This is a genomic window from Halopseudomonas phragmitis (genome assembly GCF_002056295.1).
In the GTDB taxonomy this organism is placed as follows: Bacteria; Pseudomonadota; Gammaproteobacteria; order Pseudomonadales; family Pseudomonadaceae; genus Halopseudomonas; species Halopseudomonas phragmitis.
This window is the reverse complement of sequence record NZ_CP020100.1, coordinates 1,512,993-1,533,605: the sequence shown is the minus strand read 5'-3', so window position 1 is coordinate 1,533,605 and position 20,613 is coordinate 1,512,993. Positions and strand designations below refer to the sequence as shown.

Annotated in this window: 18 protein-coding genes; 3 read left to right on the top strand and 15 right to left on the bottom strand. The window is 62.0% G+C overall.

All coding sequences use genetic code 11. The features are described 5' to 3' along the window. The 3 genes from BVH74_RS07045 to BVH74_RS07035 all read right to left on the bottom strand — a co-directional run bounded on the left by BVH74_RS07045 (nucleotide 1) and on the right by BVH74_RS07035 (nucleotide 5,739). On the bottom strand, nucleotides 1–2,808 hold the full coding sequence (locus tag BVH74_RS07045; protein ID WP_080049377.1) for an FAD-binding and (Fe-S)-binding domain-containing protein: 2,808 nt from the start codon (nucleotides 2,806–2,808) through the stop codon (nucleotides 1–3). Between the two features lie 20 nt (nucleotides 2,809–2,828). Further along, nucleotides 2,829–3,974, bottom strand: coding sequence for an FMN-dependent L-lactate dehydrogenase LldD (gene lldD / locus BVH74_RS07040; protein WP_080049376.1), 1,146 nt, complete (start codon nucleotides 3,972–3,974; stop codon nucleotides 2,829–2,831). A gap of 70 nt (nucleotides 3,975–4,044) precedes the next feature. Then, entirely contained in the window at nucleotides 4,045–5,739 is a 1,695-nt protein-coding gene (locus BVH74_RS07035; RefSeq protein ID WP_080049375.1) for an L-lactate permease, read from the bottom strand. A 211-nt stretch (nucleotides 5,740–5,950) separates the two neighbouring features. Here BVH74_RS07035 and BVH74_RS07030 point away from each other — a divergent pair, with 211 nt between their 5' ends. Both BVH74_RS07030 and BVH74_RS07025 read left to right on the top strand, forming a co-directional pair. After that, the gene (locus BVH74_RS07030; RefSeq protein ID WP_080049374.1) at nucleotides 5,951–6,727 is read left to right on the top strand and encodes an FCD domain-containing protein; all 777 of its coding nucleotides are present in this window, start codon (nucleotides 5,951–5,953) and stop codon (nucleotides 6,725–6,727) included. 132 nt (nucleotides 6,728–6,859) lie between these two features. Then, complete coding sequence (locus BVH74_RS07025) at nucleotides 6,860–7,651, top strand: universal stress protein (protein WP_080049373.1); 792 nt, start codon at nucleotides 6,860–6,862, stop codon at nucleotides 7,649–7,651. A 99-nt stretch (nucleotides 7,652–7,750) separates the two neighbouring features. Here the strand turns inward: BVH74_RS07025 and BVH74_RS07020 are convergent, their stop codons facing one another. Further along, nucleotides 7,751–8,932: a CaiB/BaiF CoA transferase family protein gene (locus BVH74_RS07020; protein WP_080049372.1), complete on the bottom strand. Its 1,182-nt coding sequence runs from the start codon at nucleotides 8,930–8,932 to the stop codon at nucleotides 7,751–7,753. Nucleotides 8,933–9,164: 232 nt separating this feature from the next. Next, nucleotides 9,165–10,346 (bottom strand): acyl-CoA dehydrogenase, encoded by a 1,182-nt coding sequence (locus tag BVH74_RS07015; protein WP_080049371.1) that lies wholly within the window; start codon nucleotides 10,344–10,346, stop codon nucleotides 9,165–9,167. 170 nt (nucleotides 10,347–10,516) lie between these two features. Here BVH74_RS07015 and BVH74_RS07010 point away from each other — a divergent pair, with 170 nt between their 5' ends. Then, entirely contained in the window at nucleotides 10,517–11,422 is a 906-nt protein-coding gene (locus BVH74_RS07010; protein WP_080049370.1) for a LysR family transcriptional regulator, read from the top strand. A gap of 64 nt (nucleotides 11,423–11,486) precedes the next feature. Here the strand turns inward: BVH74_RS07010 and BVH74_RS07005 are convergent, their stop codons facing one another. The 10 genes from BVH74_RS07005 to trpE all read right to left on the bottom strand — a co-directional run bounded on the left by BVH74_RS07005 (nucleotide 11,487) and on the right by trpE (nucleotide 20,564). Next, entirely contained in the window at nucleotides 11,487–12,245 is a 759-nt protein-coding gene (locus BVH74_RS07005) for an iron ABC transporter ATP-binding protein (RefSeq protein ID WP_080049369.1), read from the bottom strand. Further along, nucleotides 12,242–13,201: an iron chelate uptake ABC transporter family permease subunit gene (locus tag BVH74_RS07000; protein ID WP_080049368.1), complete on the bottom strand. Its 960-nt coding sequence runs from the start codon at nucleotides 13,199–13,201 to the stop codon at nucleotides 12,242–12,244. The genes BVH74_RS07005 and BVH74_RS07000 overlap by 4 nt, the downstream gene beginning before the upstream one ends. Continuing rightward, nucleotides 13,192–14,202: an iron chelate uptake ABC transporter family permease subunit gene (locus tag BVH74_RS06995; RefSeq protein ID WP_080049367.1), complete on the bottom strand. Its 1,011-nt coding sequence runs from the start codon at nucleotides 14,200–14,202 to the stop codon at nucleotides 13,192–13,194. Before BVH74_RS06995 ends, BVH74_RS07000 begins: the two co-directional genes overlap by 10 nt. A 12-nt stretch (nucleotides 14,203–14,214) precedes the next feature. Further along, nucleotides 14,215–15,150 (bottom strand): siderophore ABC transporter substrate-binding protein, encoded by a 936-nt coding sequence (locus tag BVH74_RS06990; protein WP_080049366.1) that lies wholly within the window; start codon nucleotides 15,148–15,150, stop codon nucleotides 14,215–14,217. Nucleotides 15,151–15,337: 187 nt separating this feature from the next. Continuing rightward, nucleotides 15,338–15,916 (bottom strand): YceI family protein, encoded by a 579-nt coding sequence (locus BVH74_RS06985; protein ID WP_080049365.1) that lies wholly within the window; start codon nucleotides 15,914–15,916, stop codon nucleotides 15,338–15,340. Nucleotide 15,917: 1 nt separating this feature from the next. Further along, a complete protein-coding gene (locus BVH74_RS06980) occupies nucleotides 15,918–16,502 on the bottom strand; it encodes a cytochrome b (protein ID WP_080049364.1) in 585 nt (194 codons plus the stop codon). Between the two features lie 136 nt (nucleotides 16,503–16,638). Then, complete coding sequence (gene trpC, locus BVH74_RS06975; protein WP_080049363.1) at nucleotides 16,639–17,433, bottom strand: indole-3-glycerol phosphate synthase TrpC; 795 nt, start codon at nucleotides 17,431–17,433, stop codon at nucleotides 16,639–16,641. Next, nucleotides 17,430–18,479 carry an anthranilate phosphoribosyltransferase gene (trpD, locus tag BVH74_RS06970; RefSeq protein ID WP_080049362.1) on the bottom strand — a complete coding sequence of 350 codons (1,050 nt, stop codon included), beginning with the start codon at nucleotides 18,477–18,479 and terminating at the stop codon, nucleotides 17,430–17,432. Before trpD ends, trpC begins: the two co-directional genes overlap by 4 nt. Next, nucleotides 18,479–19,072: an aminodeoxychorismate/anthranilate synthase component II gene (locus BVH74_RS06965; protein WP_080049361.1), complete on the bottom strand. Its 594-nt coding sequence runs from the start codon at nucleotides 19,070–19,072 to the stop codon at nucleotides 18,479–18,481. The genes trpD and BVH74_RS06965 overlap by 1 nt, the downstream gene beginning before the upstream one ends. Nucleotides 19,073–19,082: 10 nt before the next feature. Next, nucleotides 19,083–20,564, bottom strand: coding sequence for an anthranilate synthase component I (trpE, locus tag BVH74_RS06960; RefSeq protein WP_080049360.1), 1,482 nt, complete (start codon nucleotides 20,562–20,564; stop codon nucleotides 19,083–19,085). Between the last annotated feature and the right edge of the window lie 49 nt (nucleotides 20,565–20,613).

The window sequence follows — 20,613 nt, the reverse complement described above, 5'->3', positions numbered from 1 at the left end:
TCAGGCAATGGGCCGCGTCACCCGGTCAACCAGATATACCAGCCCGCGATAATCGATACCGCTGTGGCTGCTCAGCCCGATCTCGCAGGTACGGCTGGTCGACACCCCCAGCTCGCAGTGCTGCACCGCCGACTTGAGACTGCGCAGGGCGTGGTCGTTGAGTGCCGGCAGGCTGAAGCCTTTATCGCCGGCAAAGCCGCAGCAATGAATCCCTTCCGGCACTACTACCTGGGTGCTGCAGCGCCGGGCAACTGCCAGCAGCGCCTCGGCCTCGCCCAGGTGTTGGGTGCTGCAGGTCACATGCACCGCCACCGGGGTGTCGATTGGCTCAAACGCCAGCCGCTCAAGCAGGTGCTCGCGAATAAAGCGCACCGGATCGTACAGGTTGAGCCGCGCATCCGGCATGCCCTGCACCAACCGCAGGGTACAGGGACTGGTATCGCAATAGATCGGATAACGACCCTGTTCGCTGGCCGCCAGCAACGCTGCCAGCAATTCTTCGCGCTTGCGCTCGCCCTGCTCGAGATACCCCTTGGAGGCGAACGGCTGACCGCAGCACAACTCATCCAGCCCAGCCGGGAAAATCACCTCAAAGCCCGCCTTCTCCAGTAATGCACAGGTCTTGTCGAACAGCGACACAGGCTCGTCACTGCCCGCCGCCGGCCCCATGACCCGCGAGATGCAGGCCGGCAGATAGACCACCTTGGGTTTGTCCGTCGCCCGAACCGGCGGCGGCTCGACCCAGCGCAGCGCCTGCGGCATGGCCGGGGTCCACTGTGGCAGTCGCTCCCCAGACCAGCGTCGCGCACTACGGCTGAGCTTGAGTAACCGCGGCGCTCCCAACAACCGCTGCGCCATACCAGCCAGCATCAGGCTCAGACGCGCGCCCTTAAGCGTTGTAGCGAAATGTCCGGCTAACCAGTCGGCGCGGCCCGGATGCCGGGCCTGCCCGGCGCGCAGTTCACGCACCAGGTCACCGGTATTGATCCCCACCGGGCAGCGCTGGGCGCACAGACCGGTAGCCGCGCAACTGTCGATGCCCTGATGCTGAAACGCCGCTTCCAGCTCGCGGGTATCGATGCCGGCACACTTACGCGCCTGAATGTCACGCCAGATGACAATGCGCTGACGCGGCGTCAGAGTCAGGCCGTTGCTCGGGCACACCGGCTCGCAGAAGCCGCACTCGATACACTTGTCGACGATGGCATTGGCCGCCGGCAAAGACTTGAGGTTTTTCAGGTGAATCTGCGGATCGTCAGACAGCACCACATCAGGATTGAGAATGCCCTGCGGGTCGAGCAGACGCTTGATCGCCCACATCAGCTGATAGGCCTCGCGGCCCCACTCCAGTTCGACAAACGGCGCCATGTTGCGCCCCGTGCCGTGCTCGGCTTTCAGCGCGCCGGCAAACTCGACCGCCACCAGTTGCGCCACATCCTGCATGAAGGCCTCGTAGCGGCCTTTTTCCGTCTCGCTATCGAAGCCCTGGGTGAAGACAAAGTGCAGGTTGCCCTCCAGCGCATGGCCGAAGATGATCGCCTCGGCGTAACCATGCTTGTCGAACAGCGCCAGCAGGCGGTTGACGCCCTCAGCCAGAACCTCGACCGGAAAGGTCACGTCCTCGATGATCACCGTGGTGCCGGTAGCGCGCACCGCCCCCACGGCCGGGAAGGTGTCCTTGCGGATTTTCCACAACTGGTTGTAGACCTTGGGGTCGGTACTGAAATCCACCTGTTTTTCACGCGGGAACTGCGCCACCGAGGCCATGATCCGCTCGATCTGCTCGCTCAGCAGCTCAGCGCCCGAGGCCCGGGTCTCGATCAGCAGCGCGCAGGCGCCGGCGGATAGCGTGCCGACCCACTCAGGCATGCCCGGCATGCTCTCGACCGAGCGCAGACTGCGGCGATCAAGCAACTCCACTGCTGATACCGGCTGCTGTTTGAGCAGCGGCACCGCCCGGCAGCAGCTCTCGACATCGGGAAACACCAGCAGCGCACTGGCCTTGTGCGGGTGCTCGGGTACGGTGTCGTAGGTCACTGCACTGATAAACCCCAGAGTGCCTTCGGAGCCGACCATCAGGTGGCTGAGAATATCCAATGGGTCGGTGAAATCGACCAGCGCATTGAGCGACAGCCCGGTGGTGTTCTTCAGCCGGTACTTGTGGCGAATGCGGCTGGCCAACTCGCTGTTGGCCCGGGTCTGGCGCGCCAGCTCGTCCAGTTGCGCCAGCAGCGGCGCATGACTGCGCCGAAAGGCAGCAACACTGGCCGGGTCTTCGGTGTCCAGCAAGCTACCATCAGCCAGCACCAGGCGCAGCCCGGCCAGGGTGTGGTAGCTGTTCTGTGCGGTACCGCAACACATGCCGCTGGAATTGTTGGCGACGATACCGCCAATCTTGGCTGCGTTGATCGAGGCTGGGTCCGGACCGATCTTGCGTCCCAGCGGCGCCAGCACGGCGTTCGCCGCCGCACCGATCACACCCGGCTGCAGACGGATCTGCGCACCGCCATGACGGATTTCGCGGCCGTTCCAGTGATCGCCCAGCACGATCAGTACTGAATCGCTGATCGCCTGCCCGGACAGGCTGGTGCCTGCGGCGCGGAAGGTCACCGGCACCTGGTGACTGTTCGCCAGACGTAGTAACGCGATCACCTCAGTTTCGGACTCGACCCGCACTACCAGTTGAGGAATCAGCCGGTAAAAGCTGGCGTCGGTACCGAACGCCAGGGTCGAGAGCGGATCGTCGAACAGCCGCTCGGCGGGGATCAGATGCCGGGTAGCAGCGAGAAAGTCGGCGGGCAGGCTCATGGGTTCTCCGGGTGACAAGGTTACTGGGCCAGTTCACGCACCAGCAGATCAGCATTGATCTCGCTGACCGACTTGGCCCCGGTCAGCACCATGGCCACGCGCATTTCCTTCTCTATCAGATCCAGCAGATTGGCCACCCCGGCCTCGCCATCGGCGGCCAGCGCATAAATGAAGGCGCGCCCGAGCATCGCGCAGTCGGCGCCCAGCGCCAGCATGCGCACCACATCCAGGCCAGTACGAATGCCCGAATCGACCAGGATTTTCAGCTCGCCCTTGACCGCATCGGCAATCGCCGGCAGCGCCCGGGCGCTGGACAAGACACCGTCGAGCTGACGGCCGCCGTGGTTGGACACGACGATACCGTCGGCGCCGAAGCTGACCGCATCACGGGCATCCTCAGGATCGAGAATGCCCTTGATCACCATCGGCCCATCCCAGAATTCGCGAATCCACTCCAGATCCTTCCAACTGATTGACGGATCGAAATTGGCCCCCAGCCAGCCGATATAGTCGGCCAGCCCGGTCGGGTTGCCGCGGTAGGCGGAAATGTTGCCCAGATCGTGCGGCCTGCCCAGCAGGCCAACATCCCAAGCCCAGCGCGGATGGGTCACCGCCTGCAACATGCGCCGCAGCGGCGCGTTAGGGCCGCTCATGCCGGAATGCGCATCGCGGTAACGGGCGCCCGGCACCGGCATGTCGACGGTAAATACCAGGGTCGTCACCCCAGCGGCCTTGGCCCGCTCCAGGGCGTTTTTCATGAACCCGCGATCCTTGAGCACATAGAGCTGGAACCACAGCGGCCGATCGATGGCCGGCACCACTTCCTCAATCGGGCACACCGACACCGTCGACAGGGTAAAGGGAATGCCCTTGGCCGCTGCCGCCCGCGCCGCCTGCACCTCGCCCCGGCGGGCATACATGCCGGTCAGCCCGACCGGTGCCAGCGCCACTGGCATGGCCAGGGTTTCATCGAACAGCCGGGTTTCCAGGCTCAGCTGCGACATGTTCTTGAGCACCCGCTGACGCAGGGCGATATCGGCCAGATCGGCAACATTGCGTCCCAGCGTGTGTTCGGCATAGGCACCACCGTCGATGTAATGAAACAGGAACGGCGGCAGCCGGCGCTGGGCGGCGGCTCGGTAATCGGTGGAGGCAGAAATGATCATCGAAGGTTTCCCATGGTGTCTTCAAACGCACAGCGCCCCGGTCAGCCCCGGGGCGTCGTCAGGCCGGGTATCAACCGCCCAGCAACGGGTCGCTGACGCCCAGTACATAGGCGGCGAACAGCGCAATCAGGCCAGTCATCAGCACATAGTACAAGGTTGGCCAGACGGTCTTGCGCAGCGTCTGGCCTTCGCGCCCAAGCAGCCCGACCGTGGCCGAGGCCGCCACGACATTATGGATTGCCACCATATTGCCGGCGGCGGCGCCAATGGCCTGTACCGCAACAATCAGGGCCGTGGACAGCCCCAGGTTGGTGGCCACTCCAAACTGGAACTGGCTGAACATCATGTTCGAGACCGTGTTGGAGCCGGCCAGGAACGCACCCAGCGCACCAATGGTCGGCGCCACCAGCGGATAGATGCCGCCTACGCTGTCGGCCATGAACCGGGCCATGGCAATCGGCATGCTCGGCAGATCGGCGGCGTTGACCCCGGAGTTGATCAGGATACGCACCATCGGCACGGTGAACAGCAACACGAAACCGGCACTGAGCAACACCCCGCTGGACTCCCTGACTGCGGCGGTCAATTCCCGCACCCGCATGCGGTGGATGAAAAAGGTCGCCAACACCACCAGCACCAGAATACCGCCGGGCAGGTAGAACGGCTCAATGCCTGCGTTGAGGCCGCTCTCACCCAGCAAGTTGCTGGCACTGAAAGACACCGAGCGGAACAGCGCCGTCGCCTCAGGGAACACTCGGCTGATCACCAGGATCAGACCGACCAGCAGATACGGCAACCAGGCGCGCCAGCTGCTCATCGGCTTGGCGGTCAGCTCCTCCAGCTTCATCTCAATACTGCCCAGCCACTCACTCGGCCAGCTTTCACGCGGGGCGAAATCCCACACAGTTTTCGGCACCAGAAAGCCGAAACGGGCCGCCGTGGTCACAATACCCAGACCAACCAGACCACCCAGCAGCGAGGGGAATTCCGGCCCGAGAAACACCCCGGTGAGCATGTAGGGAATGGTGAAGGCTATACCGGCGAACAGGGCGAAAGGCACCACCTCAAGTCCGGCGCGCCAGCTCTTCTCCTTGCCGAAGAAGCGGGTCAGCATCAACGCCATGATCACCGGCATTACGCTACCGACCAGCGCATGAATGATCGCCACTTTGGCGCTCACCAGCATCAGATAGGCGTCCCAGCTTGAGCCCTGAGCCAGTAGCTCGGCGCCGATGGTAGCGCTGTCCAGGCCGGTGGTTACGCCAACCAGAATCGGAGTACCGACCGCGCCAAAGGACACCGGCGTGCTCTGCACCAGCATCCCCATCAGCACCGCCGCCATCGCCGGGAAGCCGACGGCCACCAGCAGCGGTGCGGCAATGGCGGCTGGTGTCCCGAAGCCCGAGGCACCTTCAATGAAACAGCCGAACAGCCAGGCGATAATGATCGCCTGAATCCGCCGGTCAGGGCTGATAGTAGTGAAGCCGGCACGGATCGCCGTGATCCCGCCCGAATGCTTGAGCGTATTGAGCAGCAAGATGGCGCCGAAGATGATCCACAGCAGCCCCAGGGTAATGATCAGTCCTTGCAGGGTGGAAGCCAGAATCCGGTTGAGACTCATGTCCCAGGCGAACAGACCAATGGCAGCAGTCAACAGATACACCAGTGGCATGGCACGACGTGCCGGCCAGCGCAGGCCGATCAGCAGAATACCGGCCACCAGTATTGGGGTGAAGGCCAGCAAGGCAAGTAATCCAGATGACATAGGGGGCTCCAGTGATTGTTGTGAATGGATTTGCCCAATTGGTAATACCAATTTACAATAAACGCTGTTCAGGGTATGGCAGCAACCGGCCCACAGTCAATTACCGGCTCTTAGACTTTGGTATAACCATTGTAATCAGCAGCTTTATCCTTGAAGCGCGCCAAGGCATAATTCCAAAATTGGTATGACCAATAAATTATCGAGCTAAAACATGGAAATTGGACAGATTCGCCAGCGGCGTCTGGCAGACACCATCGTCGAACAACTGGAAGCCATGATTCTGGAAGGCGCACTGACGCCGGGACAGCGACTACCGGCCGAGCGGGTACTGGCCGAGCAGTTCGGCGTGTCACGCCCTTCGCTGCGTGAAGCCATTCAAAAACTGGTTGCCAAGGGTCTGCTGATTAGCCGCCAGGGCGGCGGCAACTATGTCAGCGACTCGCTCGGCTCCAGCTTCAGCGATCCTTTGCTGGCACTGCTGGAAGGCCGCCCGGAAGCCCAGCGCGACCTGCTGGAGTTTCGTCATACCCTGGAAGCGGACTGCGCCTACTACGCCGCCCTGCGCGCCACCGAAGTAGACCAGCAGCATTTGCGCAGTGCCTATGAAACTCTGCAAAGCTGTTACGCCCCTGCCAGCAAGGCCAGCCGCGCCGAGGAAGGCGCCGCCGATGCGCGCTTTCATCTGGCAATTGCCGAAGCCAGCCACAACATGATCTTGCTGCACACCATTCGCGGCCTGTTCGACCTGCTCAAGCGCAATGTGGTGACCAATATTGGCGGCATGTACGAACTGCGCCCGGAAACCCGGCAAATGCTGATGCAGCAGCATCAGGAACTGTTCGAGGCAATCATCGAACGGCGTGCGGACGACGCACGCGCCTGTGCCAGCCGGCACATCGGTTACGTGCAGACCGTACTGGCTGAGCGCCGCGAAGAGCAGCAGCGCCGGGCCAGAGCCCAGCGCCGGGAAAAGCCATTGAAAGGCTGACAACCCACAGCGTTGTCTAAACTGATTACAACGACCAACCGTCCCGACGTTTGACCCAGGTCATGGGCAGCCCCAGGCCAGACTGCAACACTGGCTGGCAGGCCCAATACAATCAGTACAAGGAGAACGGCAATGCTTGCACACTGCATCCTCAGCGTGGATTACTCCGCAGACTGGAACAAAACGCTAGATCACCTGCCGGCCATCAAGCCGCTGCTGGGGTTGGAACGACTGACCCTGGTCTACGTGGTCGAAACTCACAAGCGCCCGCATATCGAAGACAGCGGCGCCTCGGCCGAGTCGCGACTCAAGGCCCTGTCTGCCCAGTTGAGCAAGGATCTGGGCATCGGCGTCGACTATGAAGTGCGGCGTGGCTTTGCCGCCTCGGAAGTACTGGAAGCTGCGCGCAAGCTCAAGGCCAATGGCATCATCACCCTGAACAAGAGCCATTCCAGTGGCCGCGAGTTCTTTCTCGGCAATATCGCCATGAACCTGGCACGCATGACCCGCCTGCCGCTATTGATGCTCTCGAGTGACGGCGCCGTGGTCGAACCCGACGCTCCCATTCTGTTCGCCACCGACGGCTCCACAGCCAACCACAACGCTCAGAACTGCTTTGAAGCCTTCATGAAACAAGGCGGGCACGGCCTGGCGGTGTGGGTTGACTCGGATGAGCATGACGACGCCGAAGCCGCGCAGCATGTGCTCAACGACCTGACCGGGCGCTACCCGCATGTTGCCGCGCGGCGCCTGAAAGGTACCGCCAGCCGTGAGATTGCAGACCTGTCTCAGGATGAACGAGCAGCACTGGTGATCGTCGGCAAACGCGGCAGTACGCCAATTGCCGAACTGATGCTCGGCAGCACCGCCGAAAACATCGCCCGCGCCTGCCGCCAACCGGTACTGCTGGTACCCTCTGCCTAAGGCTGGCTGCACGAGGAGGCTGGATCAGCCCCCTCCTGGGAAGCGGGAGCACCTGCTCCCGCTGCAAGCCTTGAGCAAGACAATCAAGCCCCGGACACCCTACGCTCCCAGCCAGTCAGCCAGCACCTCACGCGTATGCTGCCCCAGCAACGGCGGAGCGGCCCGGTACTCAGCCGGAGTACGCGACAGCCGAATCGGATTGGCCACCAGATCGACCTGCCCGGCCAACGGGTGTTCCAGCGTGACCTTCAACTGCCGGGCCTGCACCTGCGGATCGGCAAACACCGCCGCCAGATCGTTGATCGGCCCACAGGGCACCCCGGCCTGCTCCAACAACGCCACCCACTCGGCAGTGGTACGGAACACCGTAACCTGCCGAATCAACGGAATCAGTTCGGCCCGGTGCGCGACTCGCGCAGCATTGCTGGCGAACCGCGGATCATCGGCCCACTCCGGGTGCCCGGCCACTTCGCAGAACTTGCGGAACTGACCGTCGTTGCCCACGGTGAGAATAAAATCGCCATCGGCGGTAGGAAAATCCTGATATGGCACGATATTGGGATGCGCATTGCCCAGGCGCCTAGGCGGCTGACCGGTGGTCAGATAGTTCAGCGCCTGATTGGCCAGGCAGGCAACCTGCACATCCAGCAGCGCCAGATCGATATGCTGGCCCAGGCCACTGCGCTCACGCTCGGCCAACGCGGCGAGGATCGCATTGCTGGCATACAGACCGGTCAACACATCGGTCAGCGCCACCCCGACCTTGACCGGGCCAGCGCCCTGCTCACCGTCAGCCCGCCCGGTCACGCTCATCAGCCCACCCAGGCCCTGAATCATGAAGTCGTAGCCGGCACGCCTTGAGTAAGGCCCATCCTGACCGAAGCCAGTCACCGAGCAATAGATCAGCCGCGGATTGAGCGCCTGCAGACTGACATGGTCCAGCCCATAGGCCGCCAGCCCCCCGACCTTGAAGTTCTCGATCAGCACATCGGCCCGGGCCGCCAGTTCACGCACCTGCTGCTGGCCTTCGGGCTGGGTGAAGTCGATGGCGATCGAGCGTTTGTTGCGGTTGGCACAGAGGAAGTAGGCCGCTTCAGAGGTATCGCGCCCGTCGGCATCCTTGAGATAGGGTGGCCCCCAGGCACGGGTATCATCACCCGAACCAGGACGTTCGACCTTGACCACATCGGCACCCAGATCCGCCAGCATCTGCCCGGCCCAGGGGCCGGCCAGCACACGGGACAGATCAAGCACTTTCAAACCAGACAGAGCACCAGGCATATTTGCCTCCAAGGCGGATCGGCCGGCTGGACGTATCCTGTAAACGTCATTGCGAGGAGCAGGGGGCGGCCATCCGCCGACGCGGCAATCCATTCAGTATCAAGCAACCCATGGATTGCCACAGGCCTTTGGCCTTCGCAATGACGGCGGGGCATCGCACAAGCACCGCGACCGAAACCCATGGATTGCCACGGGCCAAAGGCCCTCGCAATGACAGCCAGCCTGGGTTACTTCAGAAAAACGCCTGAAGGCCCGTCTGCGCCCGGCCCAGAATCAGCGCATGGACGTCATGAGTCCCTTCGTAGGTGTTGACCACTTCCAGGTTGACCACGTGGCGGATCACCCCGTACTCATCGGAAATGCCGTTACCACCGAGCATATCGCGAGCTACACGGGCGATATCCAGCGACTTGCCGCAGGAGTTGCGCTTCATGATCGAGGTGATTTCCACCGCTGCCGTACCTTCATCCTTCATCCGGCCCAAACGCAGGCAGCCCTGCAGTGCCAAAGTGATTTCGGTCTGCATGTCGGCCAGTTTCTTCTGGATCAACTGGGTTTGCGCCAGCGGCCGACCGAACTGGGTGCGGTCCAGAGTGTACTGACGGGCGGTGTGCCAGCAGAATTCAGCCGCGCCCAGCGCGCCCCAGGAAATACCGTAACGCGCCGAGTTCAGACAGGTGAAGGGCCCTTTCAAACCGGTGACATGCGGCAGCAGGTTTTCTTCCGGGACGAACACATCGTCCATCACGATTTCACCGGTGATCGAGGTACGCAGACCAACCTTGCCCTTGATCGCCGGCGCACTCAGACCTTCCCAGCCCTTTTCCAGAATGAAGCCGCGAATCACGTCGTCTTCGGTCTTGGCCCAGACCACGAACACATCGGCAATCGGACTGTTGGTAATCCACATCTTGGCACCCTTGAGGCGATAGCCACCCTCGACCTTGCGCGCACGGGTGACCATCGACCCCGGATCGGAACCATGGTTAGGCTCGGTCAAACCGAAGCAGCCGATCCACTCACCGCTGGCCAGCTTGGGCAGGTACTTGCGCTTCTGCTCCTCGCTGCCGAACTCGTTGATCGGCACCATCACCAGTGACGACTGCACGCTCATCATCGAACGGTAACCGGAATCGACCCGCTCCACTTCACGGGCGATCAGGCCGTAGCACACATAGTTCAGACCGCTGCCGCCGTACTCGGTGGGAATGGTCGCACCCAGCAGGCCCAGCTCACCCATTTCGCGGAAGATCGCCACATCGGTCTCTTCATTGCGGAACGAGTTGAGCACCCGCGGCATCAGCTTGTCCTGGCAGTACTGCGCAGCGGAATCACGCACCATGCGCTCTTCTTCGGTCAGTTGCTGATCCAGCAGCAGCGGGTCGATCCAGTTGAATTGTGCTTTAGCGGCCATGGGAACTCCGTAAATCGGTTAGGCAATCACGCACCCACAACGGGCGCTGTTTAAGTGGATTAAGCCTAGACCCATGCGCACCGGCAGGCAAACGCGTTTTTTGCAGACACCTGTGCTAGATTGGAACTCCGACAGCCGTTAGCCGCCGACAGAAAGCCGAAGGATACCCCATGCGCCGCAAGATCCCCCCGACCCAGGCCCTGATCTGTTTCGAATCCGCCGCCCGCCATGAAAGCTTCACCAAGGCCGCCGAGGAACTGTCACTGACTCAAAGCGCGGTATGCCGGCAAATCGCTAATCTGGAGGAGTTTCTCGACGTGCAATTGTTCCGCCGCACACGGCGCGGAGTGAAGCTGACCGAAACTGGCCAGACCTACAGTCGGCGCATCGCCAACCGGCTCGATGCAGTCGAGCGCGACACCCTGTCGGTGATGGGCAACCAGGGCACCGCGACCCTGGAACTGGCCACAGTACCGACCTTCGCCACGCAATGGCTGCTGCCGCGACTGAACGGTTTTCTTGTGCAACATCCGCACGTCACGGTCAACCTGACCAACCGCACCCGGCCCTTTCTGTTCGCCGACACCGAATTCGACGCCGCCATCTACTTTGGCGACGGCGACTGGTCGGGTACCGAGGTGCACTTTCTCATGCACGAATCGCCGGTGCCGGTGTGCAGTCCGGCATTGATCGCACCTGCAACCGCATTGACACCCGAACAAATTGCCCAGCTACCCCTGCTGCAACAAACCACCCGCCCCTACGCCTGGCGCCAATGGTTCGCCTCGCTCGGCATGCGCGTTGAGCACGACCTCAACGGCACCCGCCTGGAACTGTTCTCCATGCTGGCCCAGGCCGCCATGCATGGCATGGGCGTTGCCCTGATCCCACCATTCCTGATCCAGGACGAGCTGGCCAGCGGCACACTGATCAACCCCTGCGCCCACAGCTTCGACAGCGACAATGCCTATTACCTGACCATCCCCGAACGCAAGGCCGAGTCCGCCACGCTACAAGCGTTCAGGGATTGGTTATTGCTGGAGGCGCAGGCCTATCGAACTGAAAGCACCGGCTGACAGCCCAGCCACCCGGTCACGCCGGGCCATAAGCCGACCACTCAACCGCGCCCCTTATCCCCCGTCACCGATAATAAGTACAAATCCTGCGCCCCTCGATCTCGTGCACCCGAATATCCATCTGGTACAGGTCGCGCAGCACGGCATCCTGAATCAGCTCATCCGGGCGGCCCTGGCAGGCGAGTTTGCCGGCTTGCATAGCAATGATGTGATCGGCGTAGCAGGAGGCGAAGTTGATGTCGTGCAGCACCACCACCACGGTTTTGCCCTTGTCATCGGCGGCGCTGCGTAGCAGTTGCATCATGTCCACAGCGTGGCGCATGTCGATGTTGTTCAAGGGTTCATCCAGCAACACATAGTCGGTGTCCTGACACATGACCATGGCGACGTAGGCGCGCTGACGCTGGCCGCCGGACAGCTCGTCGATGGCCTGGTGCTGTAACTGGGTCAGGCGCAGGTAGTCGATGGCTTCGTCGATCTGCTGCTGGTCGCTGGCGCTCAACCGTCCGCCGGAATGCGGGAAGCGGCCGAAGGCGACCAGGTCGCGCACACTCAGGCGCATGGTGGTCTGGTTGTGCTGGCGCAGGATCGACAGCTTGCGCGCCAGCTCAGCACCGGGGGTGCGCACCACATCCAACTGGTCGATCAGTACCCGCCCGGCGGACATCGGCAACAATCGGCTGATCATCGACAGCAAGGTCGACTTGCCAGCACCGTTGGGACCGATGATGGCGGTAAAACCGCCCTTGGGAATCTGCAGGCTGACGTTGTCGACCACCAGTTGATCGCCATAGCGCTTGCTGAGTTCGTGGGTTTCAATCATTGGCGTACTCCGCGCAGTAACAGGGCGATAAACAACAGGCCACCCACCAACTCGATAACCCGCGACAGCGGCACGCTGGAGGCCAGCACATGCTCCAGCAGCAACTGACCGCCGACCAGACAGATCACCCCGACACAGACGCTGGCCGGCAGGGTCCAGCGGTGCTGTTGGGTGCCCATCAGCACATAAGCAAGGTTGGCGACCAGCAGACCGAAGAACAGGGTGGGACCGACAAGTGCGGTGGCAGCAGCCACCAGCACGGCAATTACCACCAGCAGACGCAATACCAGACGCTGATAATCCAGCCCCAGATTGACCGCAATATCCCGCCCCAGCGCCAGTACATCGAGCTTGCGCCATATCCACAGCACATAGAGGCTGGCCGCGCCGACGAAGGCGGTCGACACCCCTAGCAAACTGACGTTGATGCGGTTGAAACTGGCAGCGCTGCGGCCGCGATCAATCGCCAGCACACCGGGGTCGAGGATGCGCAGCAGCAGGTCGGTCAGCTCGCGGAACAGGATGCCGGCAAGAATGCCGATCAGGATCAGCAGATGCAGGCTGCGTACCGCGCCGCTGAACAGCAGACGGAAAATCAGCAGCGCCAGCAGCACCACGGCCAGCACTTCCAGGCCAAAACGCAGCGGCAAGGCCAGCCCCTGCCACTGGGCCGCGCCCCAGATCAGCAGTACCACTACCTGCACCAACAGGAACAGCACGTCGAAGCCGAGCAATGCCGGGGTCAGCACGCGGTTCTGGGTAATGCTTTGGAACAGCACGGTCGACAGGCCAATGGCCCAGGCCACCAGCAACATGGCCAGCAGGCGCGGGCCACGGTATTCGAGGATAAAGCCCCAGTCGGTCTGCACCCGCAGGGTCATAAAGCCCACAGCGCAGAACGCCGCCAGCAGTGCCAGCAGACTCAGCCGCCAGACGGGATTCAAGGTCAGGCCCATTGCTTGCGCCCCCGAATCAGAATCACCAAGAACACCAGGCAGCCGGTCACGGCCAGCAAGCCGGACGACGGGACCTCGAACGGATGAATGATCAGCCTTCCGGCCAGATCAGCTGCCAGCATCAAGGCCGCGCCGAGCAAAGCCACCAGCGGGATGCTACGGCGCAACTGATCACCACAGAGCCAGCGCACCAGATTGGGGGCCACCAGACCGATAAAGGGAATGGCACCGACCACGACCACCACGCTGGCGGAAATCATCGCCACCAGCAGCAAGCCAAGCAGCATCAGCCGGCCATAGTTGACCCCGACGTTAGTGGCAAAGTCCTTGCCTAAGCCGATCACGGTAAAGCGATCAGCGGCCAGCATAGCGACCACGGTCAGACCGGCAGCCAGCCACAACAGCTCATAACGACCGCGCAGCACGGCGGAAAAATCGCCACTGTTCCAGGCCCGGAGTGACTGGCTCAGATCCAGTTGTTGAGCCAGCAGCGCCCCGGCGGCGGCAATCACCCCGGCCAGTACCAGCCCCACCAGCGGTACGATCAGCGCCGAGCGCAGGGCAATGCGCCGCAGTACGGCCAGAAAGATCAGCGTGCCGCCCAGCGCAAACACACTGACCAGCGCAAAGCGCAGTGGCAGTGGAGCCCCCGGTGCCAGCCAGGCCAGTACCAGCAGGCCCAGCGCGGCCGCTTCCATGGTGCCGACGGTGGATGGCTCAACCAGGCGGTTGCGCGCCATCATCTGCAGAATCAGCCCGGCTACCGCTAGTGCCGAACCGGCCAGCAGCAAGGCCAGGGTACGCGGCAGGCGGCTGGCGAAGAGGATTTTCGACAGCCGATCATCCGGATCGCCGGTCAGCACATTGAGCAGGCTCATGCGGCTGGCACCGACGTTCAGGCTCCATAAGGCCAGCCCAACCACCAGCGCCAGCAGGATGATCAGCCACACAGTAACGCGCGGAGCCGAGGCTCCGCGTGGGGTTAGTTCTGAACCGGGCATCAAGGCAGGGTCTTAACGATTGGCGGCAGAAAAGGCTTCGATCAGGGTTTCGACACTGGTCTGCATGACGCCGATACCACTGTTGTCGAGCAAGTACCAGCTGACCGGATCCAGATAGACGATCTGGCCTTTCTGCCCGGCAGTGGTGGCCTTGACCAACTCGTTGTCCATCAACTGGGCCGCGGCGACACCCTCACGACCGATGGCGGCATCACGGTCCATGACGAACAACCAGTCCGGATTGGCTTCGAGCAGAAACTCAAACGATACCGAGTGCCCATGACGACCAACCTGCAGATTATCGACCGCCTGCGGCAAACCGAACACATCGTGGATCATGCCGAAGCGGGTGCCACTGCCGAAGGCTGCCATGCGCCCGCCGGTGGTCAGTACCAGCAGGCCATTACCCTGCTCAGCGGTCAGTTTGCGCAGCTCCTGGACCGACGCCTCAAGCTTGGAAATCAGCGCCTCGGCTTCAGCTTCCCTGGCATAGATCTGGCCCAGCAGTCGGGTGTTGCGCTCCAGGCTGCCAAGCAGGTCCTTGGGATCGGGAGTCACATCGATGGTCGGACCGAACTTGGCCACTTCGGCATACTGCCCCTGTGCCCGACGTCCGGTAATAATCAGATCCGGCTGAGTGCTCTGCAGCACTTCCAGATCCGGCTCGAACAGACTGCCGGCACGGATGAAATCACCGTCACGGTATTGCTTAAGCAGTTCGGGGGCAGTGTTGCTTGGCGTGCCCTGCACGGTTACGCCCAGTTGCTGCAGGGTATCCAGGGTCGACCAGTCGATGACCACGGCTTTTTGCGGGTTGACCGGGACTTCAGTCTCGCCACTGCTGTGCTGGATGGTGACGGTTTCATTGGCCAGAGCGGCGGCTGAAAAGCTGGTGGCCAGCAACAGGCCAGTCACAGACAGGCCACGACGAAGAGCATGGGGGAGCATCGGAGTTCCTTGGCAGCGTATTGCAGACGATTCGCATACGACAACATTCTTGCGAATAATTATTGTTTGCAATGCTACCAGAAACCGCTTTGCCCAAGCAGCGAGAGCGCTCGGGACAAACCGTTGCGAAAAACTCAACGACGCAGGCAGCACGCCTTTCGGGCATACTGCCTGCGCCGCTTAGCAGTTACTGACGAATCCCCTCGATAGTCAGCAGCAGCTCAACTTCCTGCGAGGTCGGCCCCAGGTCCATGGCGATATCAAAGTCCTTCAGCTTCAGCGTGGTGTAAGCCTCAAAGCCGGCCCGGTAACCACCCCACGGATCTTCACCCTCGCCCATGAAACGGGCGTCCAGTACAACCGGTCGAGTCACCCCGTTGAGGGTCAGCTCACCATTGACCTTGGCGCTGTCGTCGCCAGTCATTTCCACGCCCGTAGACTTGAAGGTCGCCTGCGGATGCCGGCTGACGTTGAGGAAGTCGGCACTGCGCAGGTGGCGGTCACGCTCGGCATGGTTGGAATCGACGCTGGCGGTATTGATGGTGACCTGCACCTGGCTTTCAGCCGGCTGCTCGGCATCCCAGCTGAACGTCCCTTCGAAGTCGTTGAACCGGCCATACAGCCAGCTCATACCCAGATGACTGATCTTGAAGTTGATGAAGGCGTGCTGGCCTTCCTTGTCGATCACGTAATCAGCAGCCTGGGCGCTCATGCCGGCCAGGCCCATGGCAGAACCCAGCATCAAGGCAGCGAAGGTCTTTTTCATATCATTTCTCCTTGGTTGAATTTTCAAGTGAAGCCCGAGGGCGCAGGCCCAGCATGCGTCGCAAGGTGTCATCACGGTCGATAAAATGGTGTTTCAGAGCGCCCAGCGCATGCAGCGCCACCAACCCCAGCAACAGCATGGCAGACCAGAAGTGTAGATCACCGGCCCGATCCTCCTGGCGCGGCAGACCGCTGACCAGCGCCGGCAACTCGAACCAGCCGAACACACTGATACCCTGCCCGCGCGCGGTGGAAATCAGATAGCCGCTGATGACAATCATGAACAGCAGCAGATACAGCAGACCATGCACTGCCGACGCCAGACGCACCTCCCAGCGCGCATGGTTGGGCAGATGGGCCGGTTTGGGGTTGATCCAGCGCCACAGCAGACGCAACACCAGCACCGCAGCCAGGGCGATCCCGATGCTCTTGTGCCAGAATGGGGCACTGCGATAGTAGGGGCTGTAGTAGCTGAGGTCGGTCATCCACAGGCCGAGGATGGCCAGACCAATGACGGTTACAGCCACGCCCCAGTGCAACAGCACGGTGACCAGCCCGTAACGAGTATGAGTATTCCTGAAAGCCATGACTGCCACTCCAATGTGATGCAAAGCATTCTCACATCGAGAGTAGCGGGTAAAAAGCGGAAAAATCTGCTGACTGCTATCTATTTTCTAGATAGGTTGCGCGCCCGCCGCTGGGGCGTGCGCACATCGGCAGGAATCAGAAAAACAGCCGCTTCAGCTCCGCCCCTGGATCCTCGGCACGCATAAAGGCTTCGCCAACCAGGAAGCTATAGATGTCATGGGCCAGCATCAGCTCGACATCGGCACGGTTGAGAATACCGCTTTCGGTCACCAGCAGGCGCTCGGGTGGGATCTTCGGCAACAGTTCCAGAGTGGTATCGAGGCTGACTTCGAAGGTGTGCAGATTGCGGTTGTTGATGCCGATCAGCGGAGTATCCAGGTGCAACGCCCGGTCCAGCTCAATGCCGTCATGCACCTCAACCAGCACATCCAGGCCGTGGGTATGGGCCACATGGGCCAGCTCGGCCATCTGCGCATCTTCCAGCACGGCGGCAATCAGCAGGACGCAGTCAGCCCCCATGGCGCGCGCCTCGACCACCTGATAGGGATCGACCAGAAAGTCCTTGCGGATCACCGGCAGGCTGCAGGCCGCCCGGGCCTGACGCAGATAGTCATCGTGGCCCTGGAAAAAGTCGATATCGGTGAGCACCGACAGGCAGGTCGCCCCGCCCTTCTCGTAACTCACGGCAATTTCGGCCGGATTGAAGTTTTCACGCAGCACGCCCTTGCTCGGCGAAGCCTTCTTGACCTCGGCGATCACTGCCGGCTCACGCGCTTCAGCCTTGCGCATCAGGGCCTTGGCAAATCCGCGCGGGGCATCGGCACTGGCGGCCAGCTTTTCCAGTTCAGCCAGCGAAGTCTGAGCTCGCCGCTCGGCCACTTCCTCGTACTTGCGCTCGACAATTTTCTGCAGGATGGTCGGCACGCTCATTGTTCAGACTCCTCGCGGAATACCTCGGTAAAGGCCACCAGCTCATTGAGCTTCTCACGGGCCAGGCCCGAGTACAATGCATCCGAGGCCAGCTTCACGCCGTCGCTCAGGGTGCCGGCCAGGTCGGCGGCGTACAGCGCTGCACCGGCATTGAGAATGATCATATCGGCAGCTTTTTCGCCAGCTTCGGTCGCGCGTTTGCCCAGCGCATCGCGCACCAGCGCCAGCGAAGCCTGCGGTGAATCGACGGTCAAGCCGATCAGGCTCTGGCTACGCAGGCCGACATCCTCGGGCTGCACCCAGTATTCGCTGATCTCGCCATTTTTCAGCTCGGCGACATAGCTGGGGGCCGCCAGGCTGAACTCATCGAGCCCATCCTTGGAATGCACCACCAGAACATGCTCGCTGCCCAGGCGCTTGAGCACTTCGGCCAGCGGTCGGCATAGTGCCTGGCTGAACACCCCGACCACCTGATGCCGGACACCGGCTGGATTGGTCAGCGGCCCGAGCATGTTGAACAGGGTCCGCAGGCCCAACTCACGGCGCGGGCCGGCGGCATGGCGCATGGCGCTGTGGTGAACCTGGGCGAACATGAAACCGACGCCGACACTTTCAATGCAGCGGGCGACCTGTTCGGGGCTCAGCTCCAGATAGATGCCAGCCGCCTCCAGCAAATCAGCACTGCCGCTCTTGCCGGACACCGCGCGATTGCCGTGCTTGGCGACCTTGCCACCGGCTGCGGCCACCACGAACACCGATGCCGAAGACACGTTGAAAATGTTGGCGCCATCGCCACCGGTGCCGACCACATCGACCACATGGTCCAGGCTCGACAACTCGACCCGGCGCGCCAGTTCACGCATCACCGACACCGCACCGACGATCTCGTCGATGGTCTCGCTCTTCATCCGCATGCCCATCAGGAATGCGCCGATCTGCGCATCCGTGCATTGGCCGGTCATGATCTCGCGCATCACCGCCTGCATCTCTTCGGTCGTCAGATCCAGATTGCTGACGACCCGGTTGAGCGCCTCCTTGATATCCATCAGCGTACTCCACCCTGTTGCTTGAGGAAGTTGGCCAGCAGTTCGTGGCCCTGTTCGGTCAGAATCGATTCGGGGTGAAACTGCACGCCCTCGATCATGTACTGACGATGGCGCAGGCCCATGATTTCATCCACCGAACCGTCGGCATGCTGGGTCCAGGCGGTGACTTCCAGGCACGCCGGCAAGCTCTCGCGGCGCACTACCAGCGAGTGGTAGCGGGTCACAGTGAGCGGATTGGCCAAGCCCTCGAACACCCCGAGATGTTCATGATAGACCGGACTGGTCTTGCCGTGCATAACCTCGCGGGCACGTACCACTTCACCACCGAAGGCCTGGCCGATACTCTGGTGGCCCAGACAGATGCCGAGAATCGGCAACTGGCCGGCGAAATGCTGCAACACCGGCACCGATACGCCGGCCTCAGTCGGCGTACAGGGGCCGGGGGAAATCACAATACGCTCGGGCTGCAGGGCCTCGATCTGCTCGACCGTGAGTTCGTCATTACGCACCACCTTGACCTCGGCACCCAGCTCGCCGAGATACTGCACCACGTTGTAGGTGAAGGAATCGTAGTTATCGATCATCAGTAGCATGGTTATTCCCTCACTCGGCCGACTGTTCGGCCAGCGCCACGGCGCGGAACATGGCCCGGCGCTTGTTTATGGTTTCCTCCCACTCGCGCTCGGGCACCGAGTCGGCAACGATGCCGGCCCCGGCCTGAACGTGAAGCTCTGCGTCCTTGATCACCGCGGTGCGGATGGCAATGGCGGTGTCCATATTGCCGTTCCAGGCCCAGTAGCCCACCGCGCCGCCGTAGACACCACGCTTGACCGGCTCCAGCTCGTCGATGATTTCCATCGCGCGGATCTTCGGCGCGCCGGACAGAGTGCCGGCCGGCAGAATGGCACGCAGCGCATCCATGGCGTTGAGCTCGTCAAGCAACTGGCCCTTGACGTTGGAAACGATGTGCATGACGTTGGAATAGCGCTCGATCACCATCTGTTCGGTGACCCACACCTGGCCGACCTTGGCTACCCGGCCCACGTCATTGCGGCCCAGGTCGATCAGCATCAGGTGTTCGGCAATTTCCTTGGCATCGGCCAGCAGATCCTGCTCCAGCGCCAGGTCGGCCTCGGGTGTGGCGCCGCGCGGGCGGGTGCCGGCAATCGGGCGCACGGTCACTTCGCCGTCCTCGACCCGCACCAGCACTTCCGGCGAGCTGCCAACCACGTGGAAGTCACCAAAGTTGAAGAAGTACATGTAAGGGGTCGGATTCTGGCTGCGCAGGGCGCGGTACAGATCGATCGGCGCGGCCTTGAAGTCGATGCTCATGCGCTGCGACAGCACCACCTGCATGCAGTCGCCGGCGAGGATGTACTCCTTGACGCTGTCGACCGCGCGCTCGAAATCTTCACGGGTGAAGCTGGCGCGATAGTCCAGATCATCCCGGTCTGGGGGGTTGTCCAGGCGCAGAGCCTGACGCTGGGCCAGCGGTTGCCGCAACTGCGCCAGCAGTTCATCCAGCCGGGCGTTGGCCACGGCGAAGGCGTCGGCCTGGACCGGGTCGGCCAGCACGATGGCGTGCAGCTTGCCGGCCAGGTTGTCGAACACCACAACCTCATCGGAAACCATCAGCAGAATGTCCGGGGTGCCCAGTGGGTCCGGATGCGGACAATGAGCCAGGCGCTGCTCGACATAGCGCACGCTGTCGTAACCGAAGTAGCCGACCAGACCGCCATTAAAGCGCGGCAGCCCGGGGATGTCGGAAACCCGGTAACGGGCCTTGAAGGTCTCGACAAAGGCCAGCGGATCAGCACATTCATGGCGCTCGGTCTCAACACCATCGACCAGTATGCAGGCGGTGTGGCCATGGACACGCAACACAGTACGGGCCGGCAGGCCGATGATCGAGTAGCGCCCCCATTTCTCACCGCCCTGCACCGATTCGAGCAGGTAGGAGTTGGGGGCGTCAGCCAGTTTCAGGTAGGTGGACAGCGGGGTATCGAGGTCGGCGAGAACTTCACGCACCAGCGGGATGCGATTGTAGTCCTGGGCGGCCAGGCGTAGGAATTCGTCTAGGGTCATGATCAGCCTCATGGGGCAAGTTTTTTGTCACACGCAAACACTGGGCCCG